At 67.5% G+C, this 20,913-nt stretch carries 19 protein-coding genes; 9 read left to right on the top strand and 10 right to left on the bottom strand.

The features are described from left to right. Positions 1 to 47 precede the first annotated feature (47 nt). Entirely contained in the window at positions 48 to 1,679 is a 1,632-nt protein-coding gene (locus AB1411_05560) for a bifunctional UDP-sugar hydrolase/5'-nucleotidase (protein MEW6543059.1), read from the bottom strand. A gap of 91 nt (positions 1,680 to 1,770) precedes the next feature. Here AB1411_05560 and AB1411_05555 point away from each other — a divergent pair, with 91 nt between their 5' ends. Both AB1411_05555 and AB1411_05550 read left to right on the top strand, forming a co-directional pair. After that, positions 1,771 to 2,010, top strand: a complete 240-nt coding sequence (locus tag AB1411_05555) for a BolA family protein (GenBank protein ID MEW6543058.1) — start codon at positions 1,771 to 1,773, stop codon at positions 2,008 to 2,010. Between the two features lie 59 nt (positions 2,011 to 2,069). Further along, positions 2,070 to 2,402 (top strand): glutaredoxin domain-containing protein, encoded by a 333-nt coding sequence (locus tag AB1411_05550; GenBank protein MEW6543057.1) that lies wholly within the window; start codon positions 2,070 to 2,072, stop codon positions 2,400 to 2,402. A 67-nt stretch (positions 2,403 to 2,469) separates the two neighbouring features. Here AB1411_05550 and AB1411_05545 read toward each other — a convergent pair whose 3' ends face one another. The 9 genes from AB1411_05545 to AB1411_05505 form a co-directional block, all read right to left on the bottom strand. Then, entirely contained in the window at positions 2,470 to 3,204 is a 735-nt protein-coding gene (locus AB1411_05545) for an SDR family oxidoreductase (protein ID MEW6543056.1), read from the bottom strand. Positions 3,205 to 3,248: 44 nt separating this feature from the next. Next, positions 3,249 to 3,992, bottom strand: a complete 744-nt coding sequence (locus AB1411_05540) for a TIGR04282 family arsenosugar biosynthesis glycosyltransferase (protein ID MEW6543055.1) — start codon at positions 3,990 to 3,992, stop codon at positions 3,249 to 3,251. A gap of 111 nt (positions 3,993 to 4,103) precedes the next feature. Then, the gene (locus tag AB1411_05535) at positions 4,104 to 4,805 is read right to left on the bottom strand and encodes a TIGR04283 family arsenosugar biosynthesis glycosyltransferase (GenBank protein MEW6543054.1); all 702 of its coding nucleotides are present in this window, start codon (positions 4,803 to 4,805) and stop codon (positions 4,104 to 4,106) included. Between the two features lie 90 nt (positions 4,806 to 4,895). Further along, positions 4,896 to 5,327, bottom strand: coding sequence for a hypothetical protein (locus AB1411_05530; GenBank protein ID MEW6543053.1), 432 nt, complete (start codon positions 5,325 to 5,327; stop codon positions 4,896 to 4,898). Positions 5,328 to 5,329: 2 nt separating this feature from the next. Beyond that, positions 5,330 to 6,529 carry a 2'-deoxycytidine 5'-triphosphate deaminase gene (locus AB1411_05525; GenBank protein ID MEW6543052.1) on the bottom strand — a complete coding sequence of 400 codons (1,200 nt, stop codon included), beginning with the start codon at positions 6,527 to 6,529 and terminating at the stop codon, positions 5,330 to 5,332. Then, positions 6,526 to 7,692 carry a KamA family radical SAM protein gene (locus tag AB1411_05520; GenBank protein ID MEW6543051.1) on the bottom strand — a complete coding sequence of 389 codons (1,167 nt, stop codon included), beginning with the start codon at positions 7,690 to 7,692 and terminating at the stop codon, positions 6,526 to 6,528. Before AB1411_05520 ends, AB1411_05525 begins: the two co-directional genes overlap by 4 nt. Positions 7,693 to 7,714: 22 nt before the next feature. Further along, positions 7,715 to 8,062: a glutathione S-transferase N-terminal domain-containing protein gene (locus tag AB1411_05515; protein ID MEW6543050.1), complete on the bottom strand. Its 348-nt coding sequence runs from the start codon at positions 8,060 to 8,062 to the stop codon at positions 7,715 to 7,717. Between the two features lie 183 nt (positions 8,063 to 8,245). Next, complete coding sequence (locus tag AB1411_05510; GenBank protein MEW6543049.1) at positions 8,246 to 9,817, bottom strand: hypothetical protein; 1,572 nt, start codon at positions 9,815 to 9,817, stop codon at positions 8,246 to 8,248. Positions 9,818 to 9,982: 165 nt separating this feature from the next. Beyond that, positions 9,983 to 10,801, bottom strand: a complete 819-nt coding sequence (locus AB1411_05505; GenBank protein ID MEW6543048.1) for a glycerophosphodiester phosphodiesterase family protein — start codon at positions 10,799 to 10,801, stop codon at positions 9,983 to 9,985. Positions 10,802 to 11,057: 256 nt separating this feature from the next. Here AB1411_05505 and AB1411_05500 point away from each other — a divergent pair, with 256 nt between their 5' ends. From AB1411_05500 to AB1411_05470, 7 genes are all read left to right on the top strand, one after another. Next, positions 11,058 to 12,743, top strand: coding sequence for a phosphatidylglycerol lysyltransferase domain-containing protein (locus tag AB1411_05500; protein ID MEW6543047.1), 1,686 nt, complete (start codon positions 11,058 to 11,060; stop codon positions 12,741 to 12,743). Between the two features lie 39 nt (positions 12,744 to 12,782). Further along, entirely contained in the window at positions 12,783 to 15,869 is a 3,087-nt protein-coding gene (locus AB1411_05495) for an ATP-binding protein (GenBank protein ID MEW6543046.1), read from the top strand. Then, positions 15,866 to 18,049, top strand: a complete 2,184-nt coding sequence (locus tag AB1411_05490; protein ID MEW6543045.1) for an ATP-binding protein — start codon at positions 15,866 to 15,868, stop codon at positions 18,047 to 18,049. The genes AB1411_05495 and AB1411_05490 overlap by 4 nt, the downstream gene beginning before the upstream one ends. A gap of 34 nt (positions 18,050 to 18,083) precedes the next feature. Continuing rightward, positions 18,084 to 18,923 carry a CbbQ/NirQ/NorQ/GpvN family protein gene (locus AB1411_05485; GenBank protein MEW6543044.1) on the top strand — a complete coding sequence of 280 codons (840 nt, stop codon included), beginning with the start codon at positions 18,084 to 18,086 and terminating at the stop codon, positions 18,921 to 18,923. A gap of 113 nt (positions 18,924 to 19,036) precedes the next feature. Beyond that, entirely contained in the window at positions 19,037 to 19,477 is a 441-nt protein-coding gene (locus AB1411_05480) for a hypothetical protein (GenBank protein ID MEW6543043.1), read from the top strand. A gap of 42 nt (positions 19,478 to 19,519) precedes the next feature. Next, complete coding sequence (locus AB1411_05475) at positions 19,520 to 19,825, top strand: DUF167 domain-containing protein (GenBank protein ID MEW6543042.1); 306 nt, start codon at positions 19,520 to 19,522, stop codon at positions 19,823 to 19,825. Positions 19,826 to 19,837: 12 nt separating this feature from the next. Further along, positions 19,838 to 20,905 carry an AIR synthase family protein gene (locus AB1411_05470; GenBank protein ID MEW6543041.1) on the top strand — a complete coding sequence of 356 codons (1,068 nt, stop codon included), beginning with the start codon at positions 19,838 to 19,840 and terminating at the stop codon, positions 20,903 to 20,905. The last annotated feature ends 8 nt before the right edge of the window (positions 20,906 to 20,913 follow it).

Raw genomic sequence — 20,913 nt, 5'->3', positions numbered from 1 at the left:
CCCCAGCGCGGCTCGAACAACGTCACCCCTGCACGAAGAGCGTGCCGTCAACGGTCTGGCATGGGATGGGGCGTCTGCGGCGGGTGCTCGTGCGGCTCGGCCGGCCCCGGCTGCTCCACGAACCGGATCCGTCCCTCCACCGAAGCCTTCAAGGGTTTCGCCTGTAAAGCGGCCAGCAGGAGGTCCCGCATCGGCACCTGCCGCTCGATACGGTCCTGCGCGCGGGCGAACATCTCGTAGCCGTCCCCGCCGTCGGCCAGGAAGGCATCGGTCGCCACCGAATAGCGCCGCGTTGCCTCCAGCGGGCGTCCGCCGACCGAGACCTCGCGTACGCGCAAGCCGGGTTGGGCGGAGAGGTCGTACCGGACGCTCAGGCCGGAGATTTGGAGGAAGCGGCCCGCCATGGTGCCGGGCAGCCGGCTGACGCTGTTCTCCAGTGCGAGACGGAGCTGCTCGCCTGTGACCGTGATCGTCACGGTCGGGGAGTCGAAGGGCAGGACCCGCAGGACTCGCTTCACGTCCACCGGCCCGACCGGAATGCTGTCGCGGATCTGTCCGCCGTTCAGCAGCGCGATCTCCGTGCCGAACTCGGCCCGGAGCAGGTCGGCGAGCAGGTTGCCCAGGTTGGTTTCCTGGGAGCGGACCCGGTTGTTGTCTCCGTCCAGGGCCACGAGCGATCGTCCGACGGTCATCGCCGTCCGGCTCTCCAGCTTGCGGGCATAGTCCTGGACCAGCTCGTTGACGGCCGGATCGGGAGGCACGTCCTCGTTCACGGGCAGATTTTGCGCCCGTGCGCGGACCACGGTCATGCCAGGCCCGTCCGGTCGCCTGGCCAATTCCAGGACCAGCCGGCCGAGCGTGCGGCCCAGGCGATGCGTCTTGACGAAGATGGAGCCGGGACGCTCAAGCTCCGCGACGGGCGTGGTCGAACCGGCGGTCAGCAGCCCGTCGAACCCCTCCGTGTGACCGCCGACGATGACGTCCACCTCCGGGGCCTGGGCGAGCAGGGCCAGGTCCTCATCCGTTTCCTGGTGCGTGACCGCGACGACCAGGTCCACGGCCTGCGTCTCTTTCAGGGACCGGGCGAGGCGGCGCGCCGTCTCGACGGGCGGGCGGAACTCCAGCAGTTTGGTCACTTCCCGGTTGAACGTGTCCGGGAAGTTGCGGTGGCCCAGCAGGCTGACAAGCCCGATCGTGAACGGACCGGCCTTCACGATCGCCGATGTCCGGCAGGGAAGTTCCACCTTCTGCGCGTGCAGGTTCGAGCAGAGGATGGGAAACTGCGCCAGCTCCTTCAGACGCCGGAAATGGTCCAGTCCGAAGTCGAACTCGTGATTGCCGGCCGCCAGGGCCTGGTAGCCCATCAGGTTCATGGCCTTGACGTCCGGCTCCCCGCGGAAGAAGGACGAGAGGGGCGTGCCGATCAGGATGTCGCCCGAATCCACGAGCAGCACCGCCTCGGCCTCCTTCTTGATCGAGGCGATCAGCGCCGCCCGGCCCGCCATCCCCGCGATCCGCTTCTCGCCGCGCCGCTCGATCGGCAGCACCTGCCCGTGATGCTCGCTGGAGTGGAGGATCGTGAGGGTCTGCGCATGGGCGAAAGACGGACAGGCCAGGCCGATAACGAAGGTGAGGGCCAGGAGCGAGGCCCTGACGAGGCGCGCGCGTGGTTGACCCATTTGGGCTTCTCGGGCTTCTGTTCGATCGTTGAATTGGCCGCGGGGGCTGCGCTATTCTACCAGCGTTCGCTGCGGAGAAGGAAAGGCGACGATGATCAATCCCGAGACCTTGACCCACTATATCCGGCAGGCCATGCCGGATGCGACCGTGTCCGTGACGGACAAGACCGGCACGATGGACCATCTGGCCGTCCGGGTCATCTCGAGCCTGTTCGAGGGGAAGAACCTGCTGGATCGGCACCGGATGGTCTACCAGGCGCTGGACGCGCCGATGAAGGACGGACGCATCCACGCGCTGGAAATCAAGGCGGAAACGCCGGACGGATCGTGAAACGTGAAAGGTGAAACGTAAGACGGGGAGCGTGAAACAACCTGGCCGGAGGTGACGCGATGGCTGATCCGATAGAAGAGGAAATTCAGCGGGAGATCAGGGCGCACAAGATTCTCATCTACGGGAAGGGCACCAAGCAGATGCCCATGTGCGGGTTCACCAGGGAGACCATGCAGTTCTTCGACAAGTACGGCTATCCGTACGAAGTCATTGACGTGCTCCCGAACCCGGCCAAGCGGGAGGCCCTGTCCAAGATGACGAACTGGCCGACCCTGCCCAAGGTCTTCATCAACGGCCAGTTCTACGGGGACACCGACATCCTGGACCCGATGGAAAAGAAAGGCGAGATTGAGCCGCTCCTGAAGGCGGCCTTTAAAAGCAGTGGCGCGTGATGAGTGATGCGTGATGGGTGGGAAGGGAGTTGGACTTATCTGGAAACCCGTCACCCTTCACGGTTATTCAGATCCCCCAGCCGCCGCTGACGTGGATGTTCGTGCCGGTCACGTAGCGGGCCTCGTCCGAGAGCAGGAACCGCACGGCCGCCACCGTATCGGCCACCTCCCCGACATAGCCGGCTGGAATCCGTTTCGTCATCCCGGCCAATTCCTCCGGCGGCGCGCTCCCGGAGTTGATGAAGCCGGGAGAGACGGCGTTGACCGTGATCCCGTGCGGCGCCAGCACCTTGGCCAGCGAGCGGGTCAGGATCAGGACGCCCGCCTTGGCGATGTAGTGGGCGGTCACGTCCGGCTGCGCCACCATCTGGTCGGCGTTGGCCATGCTGAACGAGACGATCCGCCCGGACTTGCGGGCCTTCATCCCCGGCGCCACCGCCTGGCTCAGGTAGAAGACCGGGTGCAGGTTGTTCGCGAACATCGCCGCCCAGCCCTCCGCCGTCTCCTCCAGCAGGTTCACCCGGTGGTAGGGCCCGGCGCAGTTGATGAGGGCGTCAATCCGGCCCCAGGCCCGTTCGACCTGCCGGACCAGTTGGGTGGCTGCCGATGGGTCCGACACGTCCGCGCGGACCGCCAGGGCTTTCCCGCCGCGCTCGGTGATGGCCTTGCTCGTCTCGGCCGCGTCCTTTTCACTTGAACGGTAGCAGACGGCGACGGCCCAGTGCCGGGCGGCCAGGTCCAGAGCGATGGCGCGTCCGATGCCCCGCGCCCCGCCAGTAATGAGAGCGACTCGCTCGTTCATACTCGCACCTCTTCTTTATCCTTCCATGTTCCTAACACCACGTCTTACGTCTCACGCCTCACGTCCGTTCTGGATCGCAGCCGCTCGGCCAGCATCCTGAGCACGCCGGCGGTGCGGGCTGACAGGCGCGGGGCGCGGGGCGCGGGGTGAATGGCGGATTCCCTTGCTCCTCCCCTCGGGCCTCGTGCCTCCAGCCCGGCCTCCTGCGCGAAAGCGAGCAGGTCCTCGACCGTGTCCAGGTCCCGGTCCATCGCCAACTGGGCGACCTTCAGGCCCAGCGCTTCTGCTTTTTTCAACGTCAGGGCTCGAACCTGGTCGGTGGACCAGGGGATGTCCTGGAAGAGATCCGGGGTCGGCCTCGTCAGCCCGATGAGGAAATAGCCTCCGTCCTGGGCCGGGCCGAGGACGAGGTCATGGTCGTCCAGCCGCTTGTGGGCCTCCAGCAACGAAGAAGGCTGCAGCGTCGGCACGTCAGTCCCGACCATCACCACCTTTCGATAGCCCAACCCGAAAAGCTCTTCAAACACCTGGGCCATGCGGGCGCCGACGTCGGGACCGACCTGATCGAGGAGCCTCACCCCGTGACGGCCCTCCATGACCTTGAAGAACGGATGCTCGCGCGACGGCGAGCAGGCGAGGAACCGGTCCAATTGCCGCTCGACGGCCCGGCTCCGCTCGACGACGTCGAGCACGAGGGTGCCCTGGAGCGTGGCGGCCTCGTCCCCGGTCAGGGGCGGGCAGAGGCGGGTCTTCACCTGGCCGGGAATCGGCGCCTTGCCGAAGATCACCAAGGCCGCATCTGATGCCTTGGGGCGAGAGGCCAGGGGCGAGGGGCGAGGGGATTTCTTTTCGGATTGAAGGCCCATTGCCTCTAGCCTCGTACCCCTTGCACGCGCACGCTATCGCACAATGCCGTAAAATCGGCTGAGTGTGCGAGGGCTGACGCCCAGCCAGTAGAGGAATCGGAGCGTCCACATCAACAGGATCGTGCGGACCGGCCCGGACCGTTCCCAGCGCCGGTAGGAGGTTACCACTTTCGCCCGGAGCGGGGCCACCGGCCCGATTCGCTTGAGGCGCCGGCTGAAGTCCACGTCCTCCATGAGGGGAAGATCAGCGAAGCCCCCCAGCCGCTCGAAGGCCGCGCGTCTGACGAAGATCGCCTGGTCGCCGGTCGCGATGCCGCTCAGGCGGGAGCGCAGGTTCATCATGCGGCTGATCACCCAGCCCCAGCCAGAATCCCGCTCGAACCGCACGTCGAACCGCCCGCCGACGCAGGCGGGATCGTTCAGTGCGGCGAGGATCTCGGCCTTGGCCTCGGCGGGCAGGAGCGTGTCGGCGTGCAGGAACAGCAGGACCTCCCCGCGGCTCGCCGCGGCTCCGAGGTTCATCTGGCTGGCGCGGCCCGGTGGCGCCGTGATCAGGGTGATGGGAAAAGGGGCGCGGGCGGACAGGTAGGGAGCCAGGAGCTCGGTGGTGCGGTCCCGGCTGCCTCCGTCCACGACGACTACTTCGTCGAATCCCAGTTTGGCGGCGTGGGCCAGAGTCTGCGGCAGGACGGTCTCTTCGTTCAGGGCGGGGATGACGACGCTGATGGTGAGCATCACGGGAGACGGCGATCCGCTCTTAGCCGTCAGCTTTTAGCCAGGTCTTCACGGAACGAGCCGGGCGTTGATCGCTCAACCGCCGGCCGCTCACGGTTTGGAAGGCGCCGCCGTCTTGAACATGAAGAACACGACCATCGCGACCGTGGCCCAGAACAGCACCTGCTTGTGCCAGAAGAGCACCTCCCCGTAGTGGAAGAAGCCCAGGGCGAGCGCGACCGCCGCAGTGATGACGATGTAGCGGATCGTGGGGTTGGCGATCTTCGCATGGGCCCAGATCGCCATGCCGGCGAAGTAGAGGATGAGCGGGACCACGTTGATCTCGAACCCGCTGCTGATGGACAGGAACACGTTCAGGAAGCCGATGAACATCATGGCCGTGCCGACGATCATCTCGGCCGTCTGGAGCTGGCGATCCTCCCCGTGCGCCTGGTCCGCGTCGCGCGTCGTCCGGGGCGGTTCGCGCTGCGGCCCCGTCGCGGGGGGATTCGTCGAGGGCTGGCCGGGGTCGGAGATCGGCATGGTTACGCTTTGAAGTGCTTGCTGAGGGTCAGGCCCTGCCGCTGATACGAGGACCCGAGGGCCGCTCCGTAAACCTGGGAGGGAAGCTCGGACATCCTCTCGTATACAACCTTGAAGAAGGTTTGTCCATCGTGGATCAGGAAGGGAACGTCGTGCGGCCGGACTTCCAGCACGGCCTGGGTTCCGCGAAGCTCCCCCTCGCCGTACCCGAATCCCGGATCGAAAAAGCCGGCGTAGTGGGTCCGGAGCTCGCCGCAGGCCGCCTCGTAGGCCACCATTTCGGCGGCATAACCGACCGGCACGCGGATCCGCTCCTTGGACGCCAGGATGTAGAACTCTTCGGGCTCCAGCAGGAGCGTGCTGTTGCGGCTCCGCCGGATCGGGTCCCAGAAGTCCAGGGCGGCGTAGTAGCCGATCTTGGCCAGGTCGATCACGTGACTGTTCTTCTTGGCCCGGTAGCCCACGATCGCCTCGCGGTGGCTGTCGGAGCCCTGCAGGTCCACGCGCAGGAAGAGCCCGCGGTCGATGCGCAGGTCGCGCAGCGGCACGGACTTCTCTTCGGTCACGTTGTGATAGAGCAGGGGCTCGGTCCGGTGGAGATCGCGGAGGCGGCTGTCGGACACGGCCGCGTCCCCCTGGACGAGGCGGAGTTGGTTCAGCGAGAGGCCGGTCTTCACCCGGATCGTGAAGGACCGGGGGACGATTTCCAGATAGAGCGGCCCGGCATAGCCGGCCCGAATTTCGTCGAAGCCGGTGTTGAGGTCGGTGATGACCCGGGTGAAGACGTCCAGACGGCCGGTGGAGGACTTGGGATTGGTCCTGGCCCGGAGCGTCGGCGGCAGGTGCAGGCTCTCCAGCAGAGGCACGAGGTAGACGTGGCCCTTTTCCAGGATCGCCCCGTCGCGCAGATCCATCTCGTACATGACGAGGTCGGACTTGTAGAAGTCCAGCACGTCGCGCTCGGAGGAGGCGTGGAGGCTGAGGCGGCTCTGGATCTCCGTACGCTCGGGCAGGAAGCTGCTCAGCAGCCGGTAGGCTTTCTTCCCCAGCCGCAAATCCAGGCTGGCCGGCTGGATCTGGCGGGCCTCGATCGGCGCCTCCGCCCGGATGACCCGGTCGGCTACCAGCCGTTTGACGGACTGGTACGGCAGGATGCCGTGCCGTGACGTATGACGGGACTGGGTGGGCTGGCGTCTGGTCACGGAACCTCGAACGGTCCGTTGCCGCATCCGCTCAGGGCCGGCTGTCCGCCGTTGGTCCGACGGGCCCCGACCATGGGCAACTCCCGCCTGCCCTGAGCCATGTCGAAGGGGCCGTTCCCGTTCGCAGGCTGGGGGTAGTGGAAGGTCTTGTGCTCGTAGTTCTTGAGCACGGCGCCGTCCTCGTCCAGGTGCACGAGGTAGTCGGGCGGGAGGATCGGGATCTTGCCGCCGCCTCCGGGCGCGTCAATCACGAAATGGGGGACCGCCATCCCGCTCGTGTGGCCTTGCAGCGCGCGCACGATGGCCATGCCGGTCTCCACCGTGGTCCGGAAGTGGTTGGTACCTTTGGTCAGGTCCGCCTGGTAGAGGTAATAGGGTTTCACCCGGGCCTGCAGCAGTTGGTGGACCAGCCGTTTCATCACCTCAGGGTCGTCGTTGACGCCCTTGAGCAGCACCGTCTGGGCGCCCAGGGGCACCCCCGCGTCCGCGAGCATGCCGCAGGCGGCCTTGACCTCGGGCGTCAGCTCGTCCGGGTGGTTGAAGTGCAGGTTCATGTAGATCGGATGGTACTTTTTCACGATCTCGCAGAGCTTCGGCGTGACGCGTTGCGGCAGGGTGCCGGGCACGCGGGACCCGAGCCGGATGATCTCCAGGTGCGGGATCGTGCGCAGCGCTTTCAGGATCCGCTCCAGGAGGTGGTCGGGCAGGAGCAGCGGGTCCCCGCCGGACAGGATCACGTCGCGGACCTCCGCGTGGGCCCGCAGGTAGGCGATCGCCCGGTCCAGCTCGCCCTTCTTCAGGAATCCCGGCTTCCCGACGAGCCGCTTGCGCGTGCAGAAGCGGCAGTAGATCGGGCACTGGTTGGTGACCATCAGGAGAACCCGGTCCGGATAGCGGTGCACCAGGTGCGGCACCGGGCTCATCGTGTCTTCTTCGAGCGGGTCGTCGGGCGCGTCGAAGTCCGCCATCTCGGCCGGGTCCGGCACCACCTGCTTCCAGATCGCGTCCCCCGGCTTCTTGATCGTGGCCAGGACGGTCGGCGTGATGCGCATCGGATAGTCGCCGACGACGGCCTCGATCTCCTCGGGATCAACGCCCAGGTGCTTGGCCAAGTCCCGAGGCTTCACGACGCTCTCGGCCAGGCTTTTTCTCCAGTCCTCCATCGCAGATCTCCTTCGGCCAGTCCTACTTCCCTGGGAACAGGCGGCACGACGGATACCGGTCGTCGTCGCTCAGCGCGTCGGGTTTCCGGTCGGTTCGAGCGGCGGGCGTGGGCGGGGCGTCCGTTCCGGAGCCGCCCTTCCCATGCCGCGCGTCGAGGTGCGACAGGATGTCCCGGGTCTCGGTCAGGACCAGATCGCCGTCCTTCAGCACGGGCACGTAATACTGTCCCGAGACCTCGTGCACCTGTTTCCGAAACATGCGCACGTCCGGCACGACCACGTCCTCGTACTCCAGCCCCAGCTCCTCGAGCTTCTCGCGGACGATCGCGCACTCGGGACACCAATGCACATGATAGAGGGTGAGCGCCATTGCAGAATCAGGATGCTCTCTTTGCCAATTTCATGGGGTGCGAGGCGCGAGGCTCGGGGCGCGAGGTGCGCAGCCTGTTAGGGCTCCGCTCTCGGAGATGCGATACACGGCGACGGCGAGGTCTTTGGCCTTCTGCCATACAACCAATTCCCTGAAGTCCTGCTTCCCCATTACCTCGCGCCTCTAGCCTCGTACCTCGTGCCCGCCGGTTGAGACCGCGCAGGGGACCATGATCGCGTCCCGCATCCCGTGAATGAGCTTCTTGTCCAGCGGACAGACGGTGGCCAGGATGCCGGCCAGCTCCGCCCGGTCGCCGGTGACGAAGTAGTAGGGGGACAGGCGCGCGCGCCCGGCCATCGGGACGACCTCGTCCGTGCGCTCGTCGTGGTAGCTGAGGTCGAACTGGCGGCCCTTGTGGAATTCCTGCAGGACGTACGGGGTCGTGGGAAAGGAAGCCAGCGCCTGGTCCAGGACGTCCGCCCACTCCGACTGGGACAGGTCGTGCCCGACGGACACGCCCCGGCTGCCCCAGGCGAGCTCGGAGAATCCGGACGGCTTCACCGCGTACCGGCGGTCCTTCTGCGAGGCGATGGCCAGGTCTCGCCAGTCGGCCACGGCGCGGCCGGCCACGGACAGGTTGGGAATCACGGCCGAGGGCGGCAGGGGCCGGGGGTCCAGGATCCAGGTTCTCGGCACCAGGTCGCTCAGCAGCGCGAAGGACTCCTCGCCCAGCTCCCGTGACCAGAAGGGCGCCAGCACCGGGTGGTGGAGCAGGGCGAAGGCCAGCTTTTCCTCCAGAGCCGGCTTGAACGGAGGAGTGACGACCGTCCGCTCCTTCTTGGCGCTGTACATGATGAGCTCGGCCTTGGGCACGTTGGGCAGGTCGAACAGCTCGAAGAACCGGTAGACGAGGGCAACCGGCCTGGCCGACCCTTCCCGATCCAGGACCAGCGTCTCTTCCGTGAACCGGATCTCCCGTGGCTCCACACAGTGGGCGTCGAGGCCCTCCTCTCGCAGCCGGGCCGCCACCCAGGTCATCTCCGGCCGGTAATCCTTGCCCTCCTCCGATACAACGATCCCCACGCACCCGCCCCGGCCCGCCGTCTGGTGGCGCACCATGGCGGCGAATCCCCGGACCATCCCGTCCGCGCCGCCGACGATCTCCCAAGTTTCGTGGTCGGTGGGCGGCGATCGGTGGGTGGTGGTGAGAGATTCGGTTTGATTTTCTTTGCACTGACCACTGGCCACTGACCATTGACCGTAGACCCTTCCGAGGGCGCCGGTCAGTCCGATGCCCCCGGGGACCGAGTCCAGCTCCGTGATCGCCATCCGGTGTCCGGTCGGCCCCTCGTTCGTCGGGATGATGTCCGGCCGGATCACGGCGGGCAGCAGGTCCTTGAACCGCTTCATGCGGCTGTAGGCCACGAGCGACTCCGGCTTTCCCTGGTCCAGGTAAGCCGCCACCCAGGCTGGCTGCGTGCCCCGGACGCTCTCCTGGTACAGGCGGTTCAGCGCCCGGTAAAAGGCCAGGAGATGGTTCCCCAGCGTGTGGAAGAAGCGCGCCTCGGCGGGCGAGAGGAGGAACGGACCGGGAGCGATGCGCCAGCGGGTCGCGACCGGGGTGCTTGCCCCCCCCTGGCCGTCTCCTGCGGCGTCATACAGGCCGTCGCGGACGAGGGAGTCCCGGACGGTGACGCACCGGTGCAGGTCGGCGGCGTTCCTGGTCGGGTGTGTGAGATCGCGCGCGAGAGCCATCAGCCGGTCGTCTGGGTCACGCGTCACCCGTCTTCGCACGACGAATGACGGGTGACGATCCGTCCGCGGACGGGGCTGATCGTAACATGGGGTCCGACATCCAAACAAGGGGATCGCCGATGGGCGAGCGGTGCTCGCTGCGTGTCTACCATTATTGTTTCCCGCCTACTGCCTGTCGCGTGCAGGCTTGCTGATCGGCTTGGCCAAAGGAACCCCGCGGGCGGCCAGGAGCCGGTCCGGCCAGTCGGTGAAGACGCCGTCCGCGCCGAGCCGGATCAGCCGTCTGAGGGACGGGGTTCGGTTGACGGTGTAGACGAGCAGCCTGAGTCCTTCTGCATGGACGGACCGGACCAGCTCCGGATTGATGAGGGCCAGGGGCAGGTGCAGGGACCAGGCCTTGAGCCGGCGAGCCGCGCGAACGGCCTGCGGCAGGCGGGAGGCCGGACCGACCAGGACCCCCAGCCAGGCGGCCGGCATCGCGGTGCGGACGAGGCTCAGCAAGCGCAGGTCTTCGGAGGAGATGAGCACCCAGTCCTTGGCGTGACGGGCCAGCAGCGCCCGCTCCAGGTGCGCGACCAGTCGGCGCCGTGCCGCCGCGCGCATGTCCCGGCCGCCCTTCACGTCCAGGTTCACCGCAATCCGGCCGGCGCACTGGTCCAACACGTCGTCGAGGGTGGGAACCGGAAGGCCGGCGCAGGCGTGGCTCCACCACGAACCGGCGTCCATCCTTCTGATGTGGGCCAGCGTCAGGTTTGCGATGCGGCGCCGGACCGGGCGTGCGCCGGCAGAGCCGGTCGGCCAGCGGACCGTCCGGCCGATCACCGGGTCGTGCAGGATCACCGGATGGCCGTCGCGGGTGAGCCGCACGTCCACCTCGACCATGTCGGCGCCCAGGGCGATCGCGCGGGCCACGGCCAAGGCCGTATTCTCCGGAGCCAGTCCGGACGCGCCCCGGTGGGCGATCACGAGGGGGAAGCCGTTCATCACTGGAAGGTGGAGCGCCAGCAGTCCCGGGCCGATGGGATCATCCGGACAGCCATCTTCACGGCGGAGTCAGTCGTAGGGAAAGCCAGCGATTCTGCTCAAACGGAGCCAAGGACAAAGGCGCCAGTGGGCCTCCCCCAAGAATGGTGAGCCGGAGCCATCATAGTATAGCCGGGTTGGGCAGTTCTTCAAGTCGTGGCACGGAGGCGGTCTGTTCCTTGCTTGGTCGAGATGCGCGGCGTATGATGACAAGGCCATGAATCAGACGGACTCGAAGCGGCCGGGCACGCTCATCCCCGTGATTCCGCTGCCGCAATACGTGCCCAGCCGGGCCTGTTTCCAGTGCGATGTCTGCTGCCGCTTCCCGGAGCCGGACAGTTTCCTGCGCCCGTACTTCACCCGGGAGGAGATCCAGCGGGCAGTCGCCCACGGGGTCGGGCCGTCCCAGTTTCCCGACCCTGCCGGCTGTCAGGTGGCGCTCGTCCCCAATCCGGTCGGGGAAGGCTACCTCTGCCCGGCGTTCGATCACTCCGCTTCCCGGTGCCGCATCTACGAGGCGCGCCCGCTCGACTGCCAGCTCTATCCGCTGGCGGTCATGTGGAGCGCCGACCGGAGCCAAGTGGTGCTGGGCTGGGATACCAAGTGTCCTTTCTTGCAAACAGGCGAGGGGCGAGGGGTGGGGGGCGAGGGGACCGAGTTTTCCCCCTTGCCTCGTGCCTCTGGCCCCGTGTCCGAGCTTGAGGCGTACGCCGATCGGATCGCGGACCTGATCGAGCGGGACGAGACGCGGGACATCTTCGCCGGACATCCACGGCTCGTCGGCCGGTTCCAGGAGGATGTCGTCGTCGTCAAGCCGCTCCCGAAGCTCACCGAACGGCTCGTGAGGCGTGAAGGGCACCCGTTGCATTTCTCGGAGCGACGGGTCCCCGGCGTCAAGAGCGTTCCTCCTTCTTCACCCATCACCCATCACCCATCACCCATCACATTGCATCCTCTTGAACTCGCCGACCGGCCCCGGTTCGAGCAGGCGATGCGGTCCTTTCCAACGCCGCTCGCCGCCTACGCCTTCGCGCCCCATTTCATCTGGCGGTCGCTGCTGACCTATTCGTGGACCGAGATCGCCGGCCAGGTTTGCCTGTTCGCTGAATATGGGGACGGGTTCTACATGCCCCTCCCGCCGCTGCCTGCTGAGTTAGGCACGGGGCGCGAGGCGCGAGGCACGGGGTGTGATTCGTTCCTCTGGCCTAGCGCTTCGAACCTTGCGCCCATTCTGTCCGCATGTTTCAAATTCATGCGGAAAAGGAATCGCGGCTCGGCCGTCACCCGAGTCGAGAACGTGTCGGAAGAACTGAAGCCGGTCTTCGAGTCGCTGGGCTATCCGGTGAAGCCCAAGGACCCGGACTATCTCTACCGGACCGCCGACCTGGCCGGTCTCAAGGGGGATCGGTACAAGTCGCAGCGCGCCGCCTGCAACCGGGTCGTCCGGACCAGACGGGTCCGGTACGGACCTTACGAGGAGGGGCTTCGGGAAGAGTGCCTGGCCCTGTTCCGGCAATGGACGGAGCAGAAGCGCCGGGCGACCCATGACCCCGTCGCGCGGCAGATGCTGGCCGACGCGGAAGCGGCCCATCGCGAAGCCTTCGCGCACCATCGCGCGCTGGGGCTCGTCGGTCGCGTCGCACGGGTGGACGGCGTGGTGCGCGCCTATACCTTCGGCTTCGAACGGTCCCCGTCCGTGTTTTGTGTCCTGCTGGAAGTCGCAGACCGGACGCTCCCCGGGCTGGCCCAGTTTCTCTTTCGGGAGTCTTGCCGCGAGACGGCCGCCCTCGGCTACGAGTTCGTCAACACCATGGACGACTCGGGGCTCCCGAGCCTGGCGCGATCCAAGCGGGACTACCATCCGGTTCGGCTCGTCCCGAGCTTCATCGCAACGGAGTCGTAAGTCGCGAGCGCGATTGTCCTTTCCCACCGAGGGGGACAGATGGCAAGCGAGCGGCGAGAGGCTTCACCCTCCCCTCAGCAGGGGCCCCGCGTCCAACGGCCCTACGGCTGGCTCCAGGGCCTCATCATCGTCATGACCCTGGTGGCCCTCTCCATCGGGGCCGTGGCGCTGTATTACGTGGAGCGCCGGCTCGTGGCGACGACGGGGGAGAACCTGTCCCTGGCCGCCGCCGAGGTGGCGGACAAGCTGGACCGGCTCCTGGTCGAGCGGCACGGCGATGTCCTGATGATGGCGCGGGCGTTCGGCCGGCATCGTGACGGGGACTACCTGACGGCGTACCTCTCCTGGATGCGCACGGCCTATCCGGTGTACCTGTGGATGGGCGTCACCGATCCGGCCGGCCGGATCGTGGCGGCGACGGACCCGGCCACCGTCGGGCAGGATCAGAGCCGCTCCCCCTGGTTCCTGGCTGCCCGCGCCGGCGGCAAGGTGCACGTGGGCGACGTGGAGCCCTACGAAGCGGCTGGCGGAGTCGAGTCCGTGGCCTTCACGGCTCCGATCGTCGGCCCGCGCGGAGAGTTCCTGGGAACGGTCACGACACGCGTGGGGGTCCCGGCGCTGGAAGCCGTCGTGACCGGAACCATCCGGGCGTTCCAGGCCCGGGAGAGCTTTCCGGTCACGCTCGAGTATCAGTTCCTCACCTGGAAGGGCGACGCGTTCGTGGATTCCGACATCGCGCACAAGGGCAACGTGAATCTCAAAAAGATGGGGTTGCCCTCCGCGCTCCTGAGCGAGTCGGGCGTGCCCGGCTATACGGAAGAAGAGCACCTGCGCCGGCACGTGCAGGTCGTGACGGGGTACGCGATGACGCGGGGTTATGGGCCGTTTCAGGGGCTGAAGTGGACCGTGCTGGTCCGCATGGATCGGCTGGACATCCTGACGCCGATCTACGAAGTGCTCTGGAAGTTGGCCCTGGCCGGCGCCGTGGTTTGGCTGCCCATGTTCGGTCTCTTGCTGTGGAGCACGGGACGGGTTCGGCGGGAATGGGCGCAGGCCCGGCAGGAGAGCGGGAGGGCTCGGGCCGCCGAAGCGAACCTGCGGGAGCAGAACGAACGGTTCGAGCTGGTCACCCAGGCGACCCATGATTGGATCTGGGACTGGAACGTGGCCACCAACGAGGTCTGGTGGAACGACAGCTTGGAAGTCCTCTTCGGCTATCAGAGTCGGGAGATTCGCCCGTCCCTCGAATTCTGGTACGAGGGGGTCCACCCCGGCGAGCGCGAGAAGGTCTTGGCTGGCCGGTTGGCGGCGCTGCAGGCGGGGGAGCGCTTCTGGGTCGGCGAGTACCGGTTCCGCCGCGCCGACGGCACGTACGCCGAGGTCATTGACCGGGCCCACGCCCTGTACGACGGACGGGGCCGGCCCGTGCGCATGATCGGATCGGTCCGGGACATCACCGAGCGCAAGCAGGCGGAGAAGCGCCAGGTGGCGCAACTGGCCGTGAACCAAGTCCTGGTCGAGTCCGCGACGCTGGCCGATGCCGCGCCGAGACTCCTGCAGGCCGTGTGCGACACGACGGGCTGGGAGCTGGGAGCGGTCTGGCGCGTGGACCGGATCGCCGGGGTCCTGCGGTGCGAGACCATCTGGCACGTCCCCGCCGTCAGCGTCGAGGAGTTCGTGACGCTCAGCCGGTCGCGCACCTTCACGCCCGGCGTCGGGCTGCCGGGGCGCGTGTGGGAGAGCGGCCAGCCGGCCTGGATTCCCGACGTCGTCAAGGACCCGAACTTTCCGCGGGCGCCGGTCGCGGCCAAGGTCGGCCTGCACGCCGCCTTCGGGTTTCCGGTCCTGCTCGGACGGGAAGTCCTCGGGATACTGGAATTTTTCAGCCACGAGATTCGCCAGCCAGACCAGGACCTGCTCGGCATGATGGCCGACATCGGGGTCAAGCTCGGCCAGTTCATCGAGCGCCGCCAGCTCGAAGAGCAGCTCCGCCAGTCGCAGAAGATGGAGGCGATCGGACGACTGGCGGGCGGCATCGCCCACGACTTCAACAACCTCCTGACCGTGATCATCGGCCACAGCCAACTGCTGTCGGAGCAGATGCGCGATCAGGGAGGGCTTCGGGACCAGGTCGAAGAGATCAAGAGAGCCGGCGAACGGGCGGGTGCGCTGACCAAGCAGTTGCTGGCCTTCAGCCGAAGCCAGATGCTCACGCCCCAGGTGGTGGACTTGAACGAGACCGTGGCCGCCATGGGGGGCATGCTGCGGCGGCTGCTCGGCGAGGACATCACGCTGGTCTCGAGGCCGGATCCGGCCTTGCGGCGGATCAAGGCCGACCCCACCCAGCTCGAGCAGGTCGTCCTGAACCTGGCGGTCAACGCCAGGGACGCCATGCCGCGGGGAGGCCGGCTGACGGTCGAGACGGCCAACGTCGAGCTGCGCGAGCCCTACGTGCACGAACACGTGATCGTGCCGGCAGGCTCCTACGCCGTGCTGGCGGTGCAGGACACGGGGGGCGGGATGGATCGCCAGACCCGGGCCCGCATCTTCGAGCCGTTCTTCACGACCAAGGAGAAGGGCCAGGGCACCGGGCTGGGGCTCGCGACGGTCTACGGCATCGTCAAACAGAGCGGCGGCTACATCCTGGTGGACAGCGAGCCGGGGCAGGGGGCCACGTTCCGGGTGTACTTCCCGCCGTCGGCGGAAAAGGCGAAGGCGGACCAGCCGCCCCGACCGCCGAGCGAGGTCCCCGGCGGCTCGGAGACCGTCCTGCTGGTGGAGGATGAAGACTCGATCCGGACCATGTTGAGCGGGGTGCTGCGCTCGTACGGGTACCAGGTGTTGGAGAGCCGGAGCGGCGAGGAGGCGCTGCGCATCGCCGGCGCGCATCAGGGGCCGATCCAGATCCTGCTCACCGACGTGATCATGCCGGGCATGAACGGACGGGAGGTGGCGGAGCGGCTCGTGCTGCTGCGACGCGGGATGAAGGTGCTCTACATGTCCGGGCACACGACCGATGTGATCGTCCAGCGGGGCGTGTTGCAGGCGGACACGGCGTTCCTGGCGAAGCCCTTCACCCCGGCGGCGCTCGCGCGCAAGCTCCGGGAAGTGCTGGACGCCCCGTGAAGCTCCTGCAACTCATACGTCCGCCCGACGGGTGGCGGATCGGCACCAAGCTGATGGTGTTCACGGTCCCGCCCGTCATCCTCGTGGCGAGCCTGGCGGCCTGGGCGGTCTGGGTGCGGAATGAGGCCAACCTGCAGGAGAAGCTGACGCAGCGGGCCAGGAGCCTGTCCAACCAGATCATGGCGGAGCGGGAATATTACGCCTCCGTAGTCGTGCCCAAGGTCCAGGAGCTGGGCGGGACGTTCGGGGCCGACTACCGGCAGGTACACGGCCGCCTGCCGCTGCCGGCCACGCTGTTGCGCGAGGTCTCCGAGATTCTCACCGGCGCCAATCCGGAGGGGTTCGCGGCGCGCTTGGTCAGCCCCTGGCCGATCAACCCGGCCATGGGGCTGACGGACGAGTTCCAGCGCGAGGCCTTCGCCTATCTGGCCGCCCAGCCGTCCGGCGAGTACGTCAGGACCGAGGTCATGGCCGGCCGTCCCGTGCTGCGCGTGCTGCGGGCGGACCGGGCTTCCGCCCAGTCGTGCGTGGATTGTCACAACGCGCATCCGCAGAGTCCCAGACGCGACTTCAAGCTTCACGACGTGATGGGCGGCCTCGAGATCGTGCTGCCCATAGGGCGGTACGTGCAGGAGAGCCGTCGGGACCTCCTCTTCACGGTGGCCGGCGGGGCCGGCCTCTGTCTGCTGGTGTTGGGGGTGATCGCGCTGGGGACCAGGCGGACCATCTCGCGACCCCTGGCCCTGCTGGCCGGCTTGATGGAGCCGGCCGGCGGCGCGGGCGGAGGAGGCTCCGCGCCGGTCTTTGCGCCGCGGGGAGACGAAATCGGACACCTCACCGACCGGTTCAAAGAGCTCAAGAAGCTCGTCGAGGCGCAGCAGGAGGAACTCCGGGAAGCCAACCTGCGGCTGGAGCAGCGGGTCGCCGAGCGGACCAAGGCGCTGCAGGTGCTGGAGGAGCAGTACCGCGCGACCGTGACCTCCCTCCCCGTGTCGGTCGTGCGCCTGGGCAAGGATTTCACCGTCCAGTTCGCCAACCGGACGTTCTACCGGACCTTCGACCGGTCTCCCGAAGAGACCGTCGGGCGCCCGATCGGGGAGGCTTTTCCCGCGGACAGGATCGAGGAGGTCCTGGGGGCGGTCCGGTTGGACCGGGCAGGCTCCGGCGAGGTCGAGGTGGAATGCCTGATGCCCGCCGACAGGCGGCATCTCTTCCGGTTAAGCGTGAGCTGCATCGGAGAGCCGGAGAGCGGCGAGCGCGTGGTCGTCATCGAGGACCAGACCGAGCGCAAGCGGATGGAGCAGCAGCTCCGGCAGGCGGACAAGCTGGCGGCGCTGGGCACGCTCCTCGGCGGCGTCGCCCACGAGCTCAACAACCCGTTGTTCATCATCAGCGGACACGCGCAGTTGGCGAGGAGCCGGCTGGATCGGGCGACCACCGAGGGGCTGCAGGAGGATCTGGCGGCGATCTACGAAGCGACCCACCGGGCCTCGGCGATCGTGAGCCGGTTTCTCGGGGTGGCCCGCACCGCCGGCGGCCGCCGCGAGGTGTGCCACGTCCCCGGCCTGATCGCCAGGACGCTGGAACTGATGGCCAACGACCTGAGCATCCATCAGATCGCCGTCCGCACGAACCTGCCGCCGGACCTGCCGCGCGTCCTCGCCGACCCCCAGGATCTCACGCAGGTCCTGCTCAACCTGATGACGAACGCCCGGCAGGCCATGGCCACCGCGCACGGACGCGGCACGCTGACGGTGTCCGCTTCTCTGGCCGACGACGCGGGGACGCGGGGACGCGGAGACGCGGAGAAGGAGCGACAGGGTGATCGAGAAATCGCCGCGTCCCCCCTTCGCCCCTTCCCCGTGTCGGGTCGTGAAGGCGGGTGGGTCGAGGTTCGCGTCGGCGACGACGGGCCCGGCATCACGCCGGAGAACCAGGCCCGGATCTTCGAGCCCTTTTTCACGACCAAGCCGATCGGCGAGGGAACCGGGTTGGGGTTGGCGATCTGCCACCGCATCGTGACGGAGCTGGGAGGGACCTTGACGGTCGAGAGCGACTTGGGGCGGGGAGCCACCTTCGTCATCCGGCTGCCGGTCCTGGTGCTGGAGGAGGCGCCTGGTGGATCGCGCCCCGGTGCGAAAGATGAGGCATCGGACCGGGAGGGCCGTGCGCCGACTTGATCTTGCGGCCGGTTTCGGTTAATGGTGACCTGACATGAGCCGGCAGGGGGAACAGACGCGGAGCAAGGGGCACGAGCTGGAGATCGACCGGTACCGCATCCGGCAGGAGCCCTTCTACGCCGACGTGCGCGGCGAGACCGACCTCTTCACGATTGCGGCCGGGAGCAAGATGCCGGTGATGCTCAAGGGCCCGACCGGCTGCGGGAAGACGCGCTTCGTCCAGCACATGGCCTATCGGCTCGGCCGTCCGCTCATTACGGTGGCCTGCCACGAGGACCTCACGGCCTCCGATCTGGTGGGGCGATTCCTGCTGAAGGGACAGGAGACGGTCTGGGTGGACGGGCCGCTGACGCTCGGGGTGAAGCACGGCGCGATCGTCTACCTGGACGAGATCGTGGAGGCGAGGAAGGACACGACCGTCATCATCCACCCGTTGAGCGACGACCGGCGGCTGCTGCCGATCGAAAAGAAGGGCCAGGTGGTCGAGGCGGTGGACGACTTCATGCTGGTCATCTCCTACAACCCCGGCTACCAGAGCGTGCTCAAGGACCTGAAGCAGAGCACCAAACAGCGGTTCATGGCGATCGAGTTCTCGTATCCGCCGCGCGAGATCGAGACGCGGGTCATCGAGCACGAGGCGGGCGTGGACCGGGACACGGCGATCAAGCTGGTCAAGCTGGGGGAGAAGGTGCGCAATCTCCGGAATCACGGGCTCGAGGAAGGGGTCAGCACGAGGCTGCTCATCTACGCTGGCTCCTTGATTCGAAAAGGCATCGAGCCGGCCCGGGCCTGCGAGGCGGCGGTAGCCAAGCCGATCACCGACGATCCGGACATGCAGCGCAGCATCCAGGAACTGGTGAAGGCGATTTTCTAGGATCAGGCTAGAGGCACGAGGCTAGGGGCCAAGGGGTCGGAACTAGACGAGAACTTTTACCTCTAGCCCCGCGCCACTTGCCTCTCGCCGAAACTTAATCCAGGGAGGCACGGATGTTTAGGAAAACGTTCGGACGCTCGCTGGTCGTTGCCGCATTGCTAGCCGGCTTATCAGGCTGCGGAAGCCTGATGCACCCCAGGGCCGGCGAGTTCCTGGAGCAGGCAAAGGGACCCAGCGGGATCGAGACCCAGATCAACCTGACCAACATGATCGAGTCCAGCATCAAGGCCGTGCGCGGGCAGTACACGGAAGAGAGCTTTGACGCGCTGCACAACCAGCTCTATGCGCTGAAAAAATCCGCCTGTGACGTGACCGAGGAGCAGGCCAAGACCGTGGCCTATGCGAAGGCGAGAACGCTCCGGTGGGAAGTCGGGATCGTCTTCCGGCGCCTCTGGAAGACGCGCGACGATCGGGCCCAGCGGGACATGCACCTGGACCTCCTCGCCAGGCGGGTGGGGGAGCTGCGCGAGGCGCTCCAGGCCGTGAAGGGCTGAGTCTGCGCGCTTCCCGATCCTCCCTTTCTCTCCCCGCTCATGATGGACCCAAGGCAAGCCGTCGCGCAGGACGGGCCGGACGGCGTCGTCCTGACCGTGCACGTCCAGCCCGGCGCCTCGCGCACCGAGTTTGCGGGGCTGCACGGAGCGGCGCTGAAGTTCCGGGTGGCCGCGCCCCCGGTCGAGGGAGCGGCCAACGAGGGACTCTGCGCCTACCTGGCCGAGCAGCTCGGCCTCAGAAGATCCTCCGTGGTCGTGCAGGCCGGCCAGTCGTCGCGCCGGAAGCGGATCCTGCTCAAAGGCGTGACCGCGCAGCGGGTCCGCGAGGTCTTCTCTCTTTCGCACTAGGGCGCGCCTTTCATGAGAGCCCGACGAAGCGCCCGTCTCAACGCCTTGCCTGCCGGCAAACTGCCGGTCTCCCTGCTCCGCAGACTGCTGGCGCAGGCGGCGCCTCGCGGAACGGGTTGCGTCGTCGTGGGACCGGGCATCGGCCTGGATGCGGCGGTGCTGGACTGGGGCGGCCGGTATCTGGTGGCCAAGACCGACCCGATCACCTTCGTTTCGGAAGGGACCGGCGCCTACGCCCTGACGATCAACGCCAACGACCTGGCCGTGATGGGCGCCACGCCCCGATGGTTCCTGGCCACGATCCTGCTGCCGGCGGGAAAGACCACGGGCGCGACGGCCGCGAAGATCTTCACGCAACTTGCCGCCTCCTGCCGCCGGCTGGACGTCCGGTTGATCGGAGGCCACACGGAGATCACGACCGCGACGGCCAGGCCGGTGATCGTGGGCTGTCTGCTAGGCGACTGTCCGAAGGGGCGACTGGTCACGGCGGCCGGCGCCAGGATCGGCGACGCGGTCCTCCTGACCAAGGGCATTCCGATCGAAGCGGTCTCGATCCTGGCGCGCGAGCGAGCCGGAGAGCTGCGGCGGCGCTACGGCGTCCGGTTCGCGGCCCGCTGCCGGCGGTATCTCGACGATCCCGGCATCAGCGTCCTCGAGGACGCGCGGCTCGCCCTCGCGGCCGGCGGCGTCCACGCGATGCACGATCCGACCGAAGGGGGCTTGAGCACCGCGCTCTACGAGCTGGCCGAAGCTTCCAAGGTCGGGCTGCGGATCGAGGAGCGCGCGATCCCGGTGCTGCCGGAAGGGGCCAGGCTCTGCGCCGATTGCGGACTCGATCCGCTGGGGGCCATCGCCTCCGGCTCGCTCCTGATCTGCGCGGCTCCCCGCTCCGCTCCGGCCATTCTCCGTTGCCTGACTAGAGCCGGCATCGCGGCGGCCCACATCGGGACCATCGTGCCAGCAAGGGAGGGAGTCCGCCTCGTGACCGATGGGCGCCGGCCCCGCCCCCTCCCGCGCTTCGCGGTGGACGAAATTGCCCGGTTGCTTGATCAGAGGGGCTCCGCCCCCGGTGCACGGTAGGAGACGAC

The organism is Nitrospirota bacterium (assembly GCA_040757595.1).
GTDB lineage: Bacteria > Nitrospirota > Nitrospiria > Nitrospirales > Nitrospiraceae > JBFLWP01.
This window is presented reverse-complemented; position numbering and strand designations above follow the sequence as displayed.

What these genes read in the sequence shown, in the direction of transcription:
- AB1411_05560 (MEW6543059.1), bottom strand. Translation starts at nt 1,679, where the DNA reads ATGGGTCAACCACGCGCGCGCCTCGTCAGGGCCTCGCTCCTGGCCCTC.
- AB1411_05555 (MEW6543058.1), top strand. Translation starts at nt 1,771, where the DNA reads ATGATCAATCCCGAGACCTTGACCCACTATATCCGGCAGGCCATGCCG.
- AB1411_05550 (MEW6543057.1), top strand. Translation starts at nt 2,070, where the DNA reads ATGGCTGATCCGATAGAAGAGGAAATTCAGCGGGAGATCAGGGCGCAC.
- AB1411_05545 (MEW6543056.1), bottom strand. Translation starts at nt 3,204, where the DNA reads ATGAACGAGCGAGTCGCTCTCATTACTGGCGGGGCGCGGGGCATCGGA.
- AB1411_05535 (MEW6543054.1), bottom strand. Translation starts at nt 4,805, where the DNA reads ATGCTCACCATCAGCGTCGTCATCCCCGCCCTGAACGAAGAGACCGTC.
- AB1411_05530 (MEW6543053.1), bottom strand. Translation starts at nt 5,327, where the DNA reads ATGCCGATCTCCGACCCCGGCCAGCCCTCGACGAATCCCCCCGCGACG.
- AB1411_05520 (MEW6543051.1), bottom strand. Translation starts at nt 7,692, where the DNA reads ATGGAGGACTGGAGAAAAAGCCTGGCCGAGAGCGTCGTGAAGCCTCGG.
- AB1411_05515 (MEW6543050.1), bottom strand. Translation starts at nt 8,062, where the DNA reads ATGGCGCTCACCCTCTATCATGTGCATTGGTGTCCCGAGTGCGCGATC.
- AB1411_05510 (MEW6543049.1), bottom strand. Translation starts at nt 9,817, where the DNA reads ATGGCTCTCGCGCGCGATCTCACACACCCGACCAGGAACGCCGCCGAC.
- AB1411_05505 (MEW6543048.1), bottom strand. Translation starts at nt 10,801, where the DNA reads ATGAACGGCTTCCCCCTCGTGATCGCCCACCGGGGCGCGTCCGGACTG.
- AB1411_05500 (MEW6543047.1), top strand. Translation starts at nt 11,058, where the DNA reads ATGAATCAGACGGACTCGAAGCGGCCGGGCACGCTCATCCCCGTGATT.
- AB1411_05495 (MEW6543046.1), top strand. Translation starts at nt 12,783, where the DNA reads ATGGCAAGCGAGCGGCGAGAGGCTTCACCCTCCCCTCAGCAGGGGCCC.
- AB1411_05485 (MEW6543044.1), top strand. Translation starts at nt 18,084, where the DNA reads ATGAGCCGGCAGGGGGAACAGACGCGGAGCAAGGGGCACGAGCTGGAG.
- AB1411_05480 (MEW6543043.1), top strand. Translation starts at nt 19,037, where the DNA reads ATGTTTAGGAAAACGTTCGGACGCTCGCTGGTCGTTGCCGCATTGCTA.
- AB1411_05475 (MEW6543042.1), top strand. Translation starts at nt 19,520, where the DNA reads ATGGACCCAAGGCAAGCCGTCGCGCAGGACGGGCCGGACGGCGTCGTC.
- AB1411_05470 (MEW6543041.1), top strand. Translation starts at nt 19,838, where the DNA reads ATGAGAGCCCGACGAAGCGCCCGTCTCAACGCCTTGCCTGCCGGCAAA.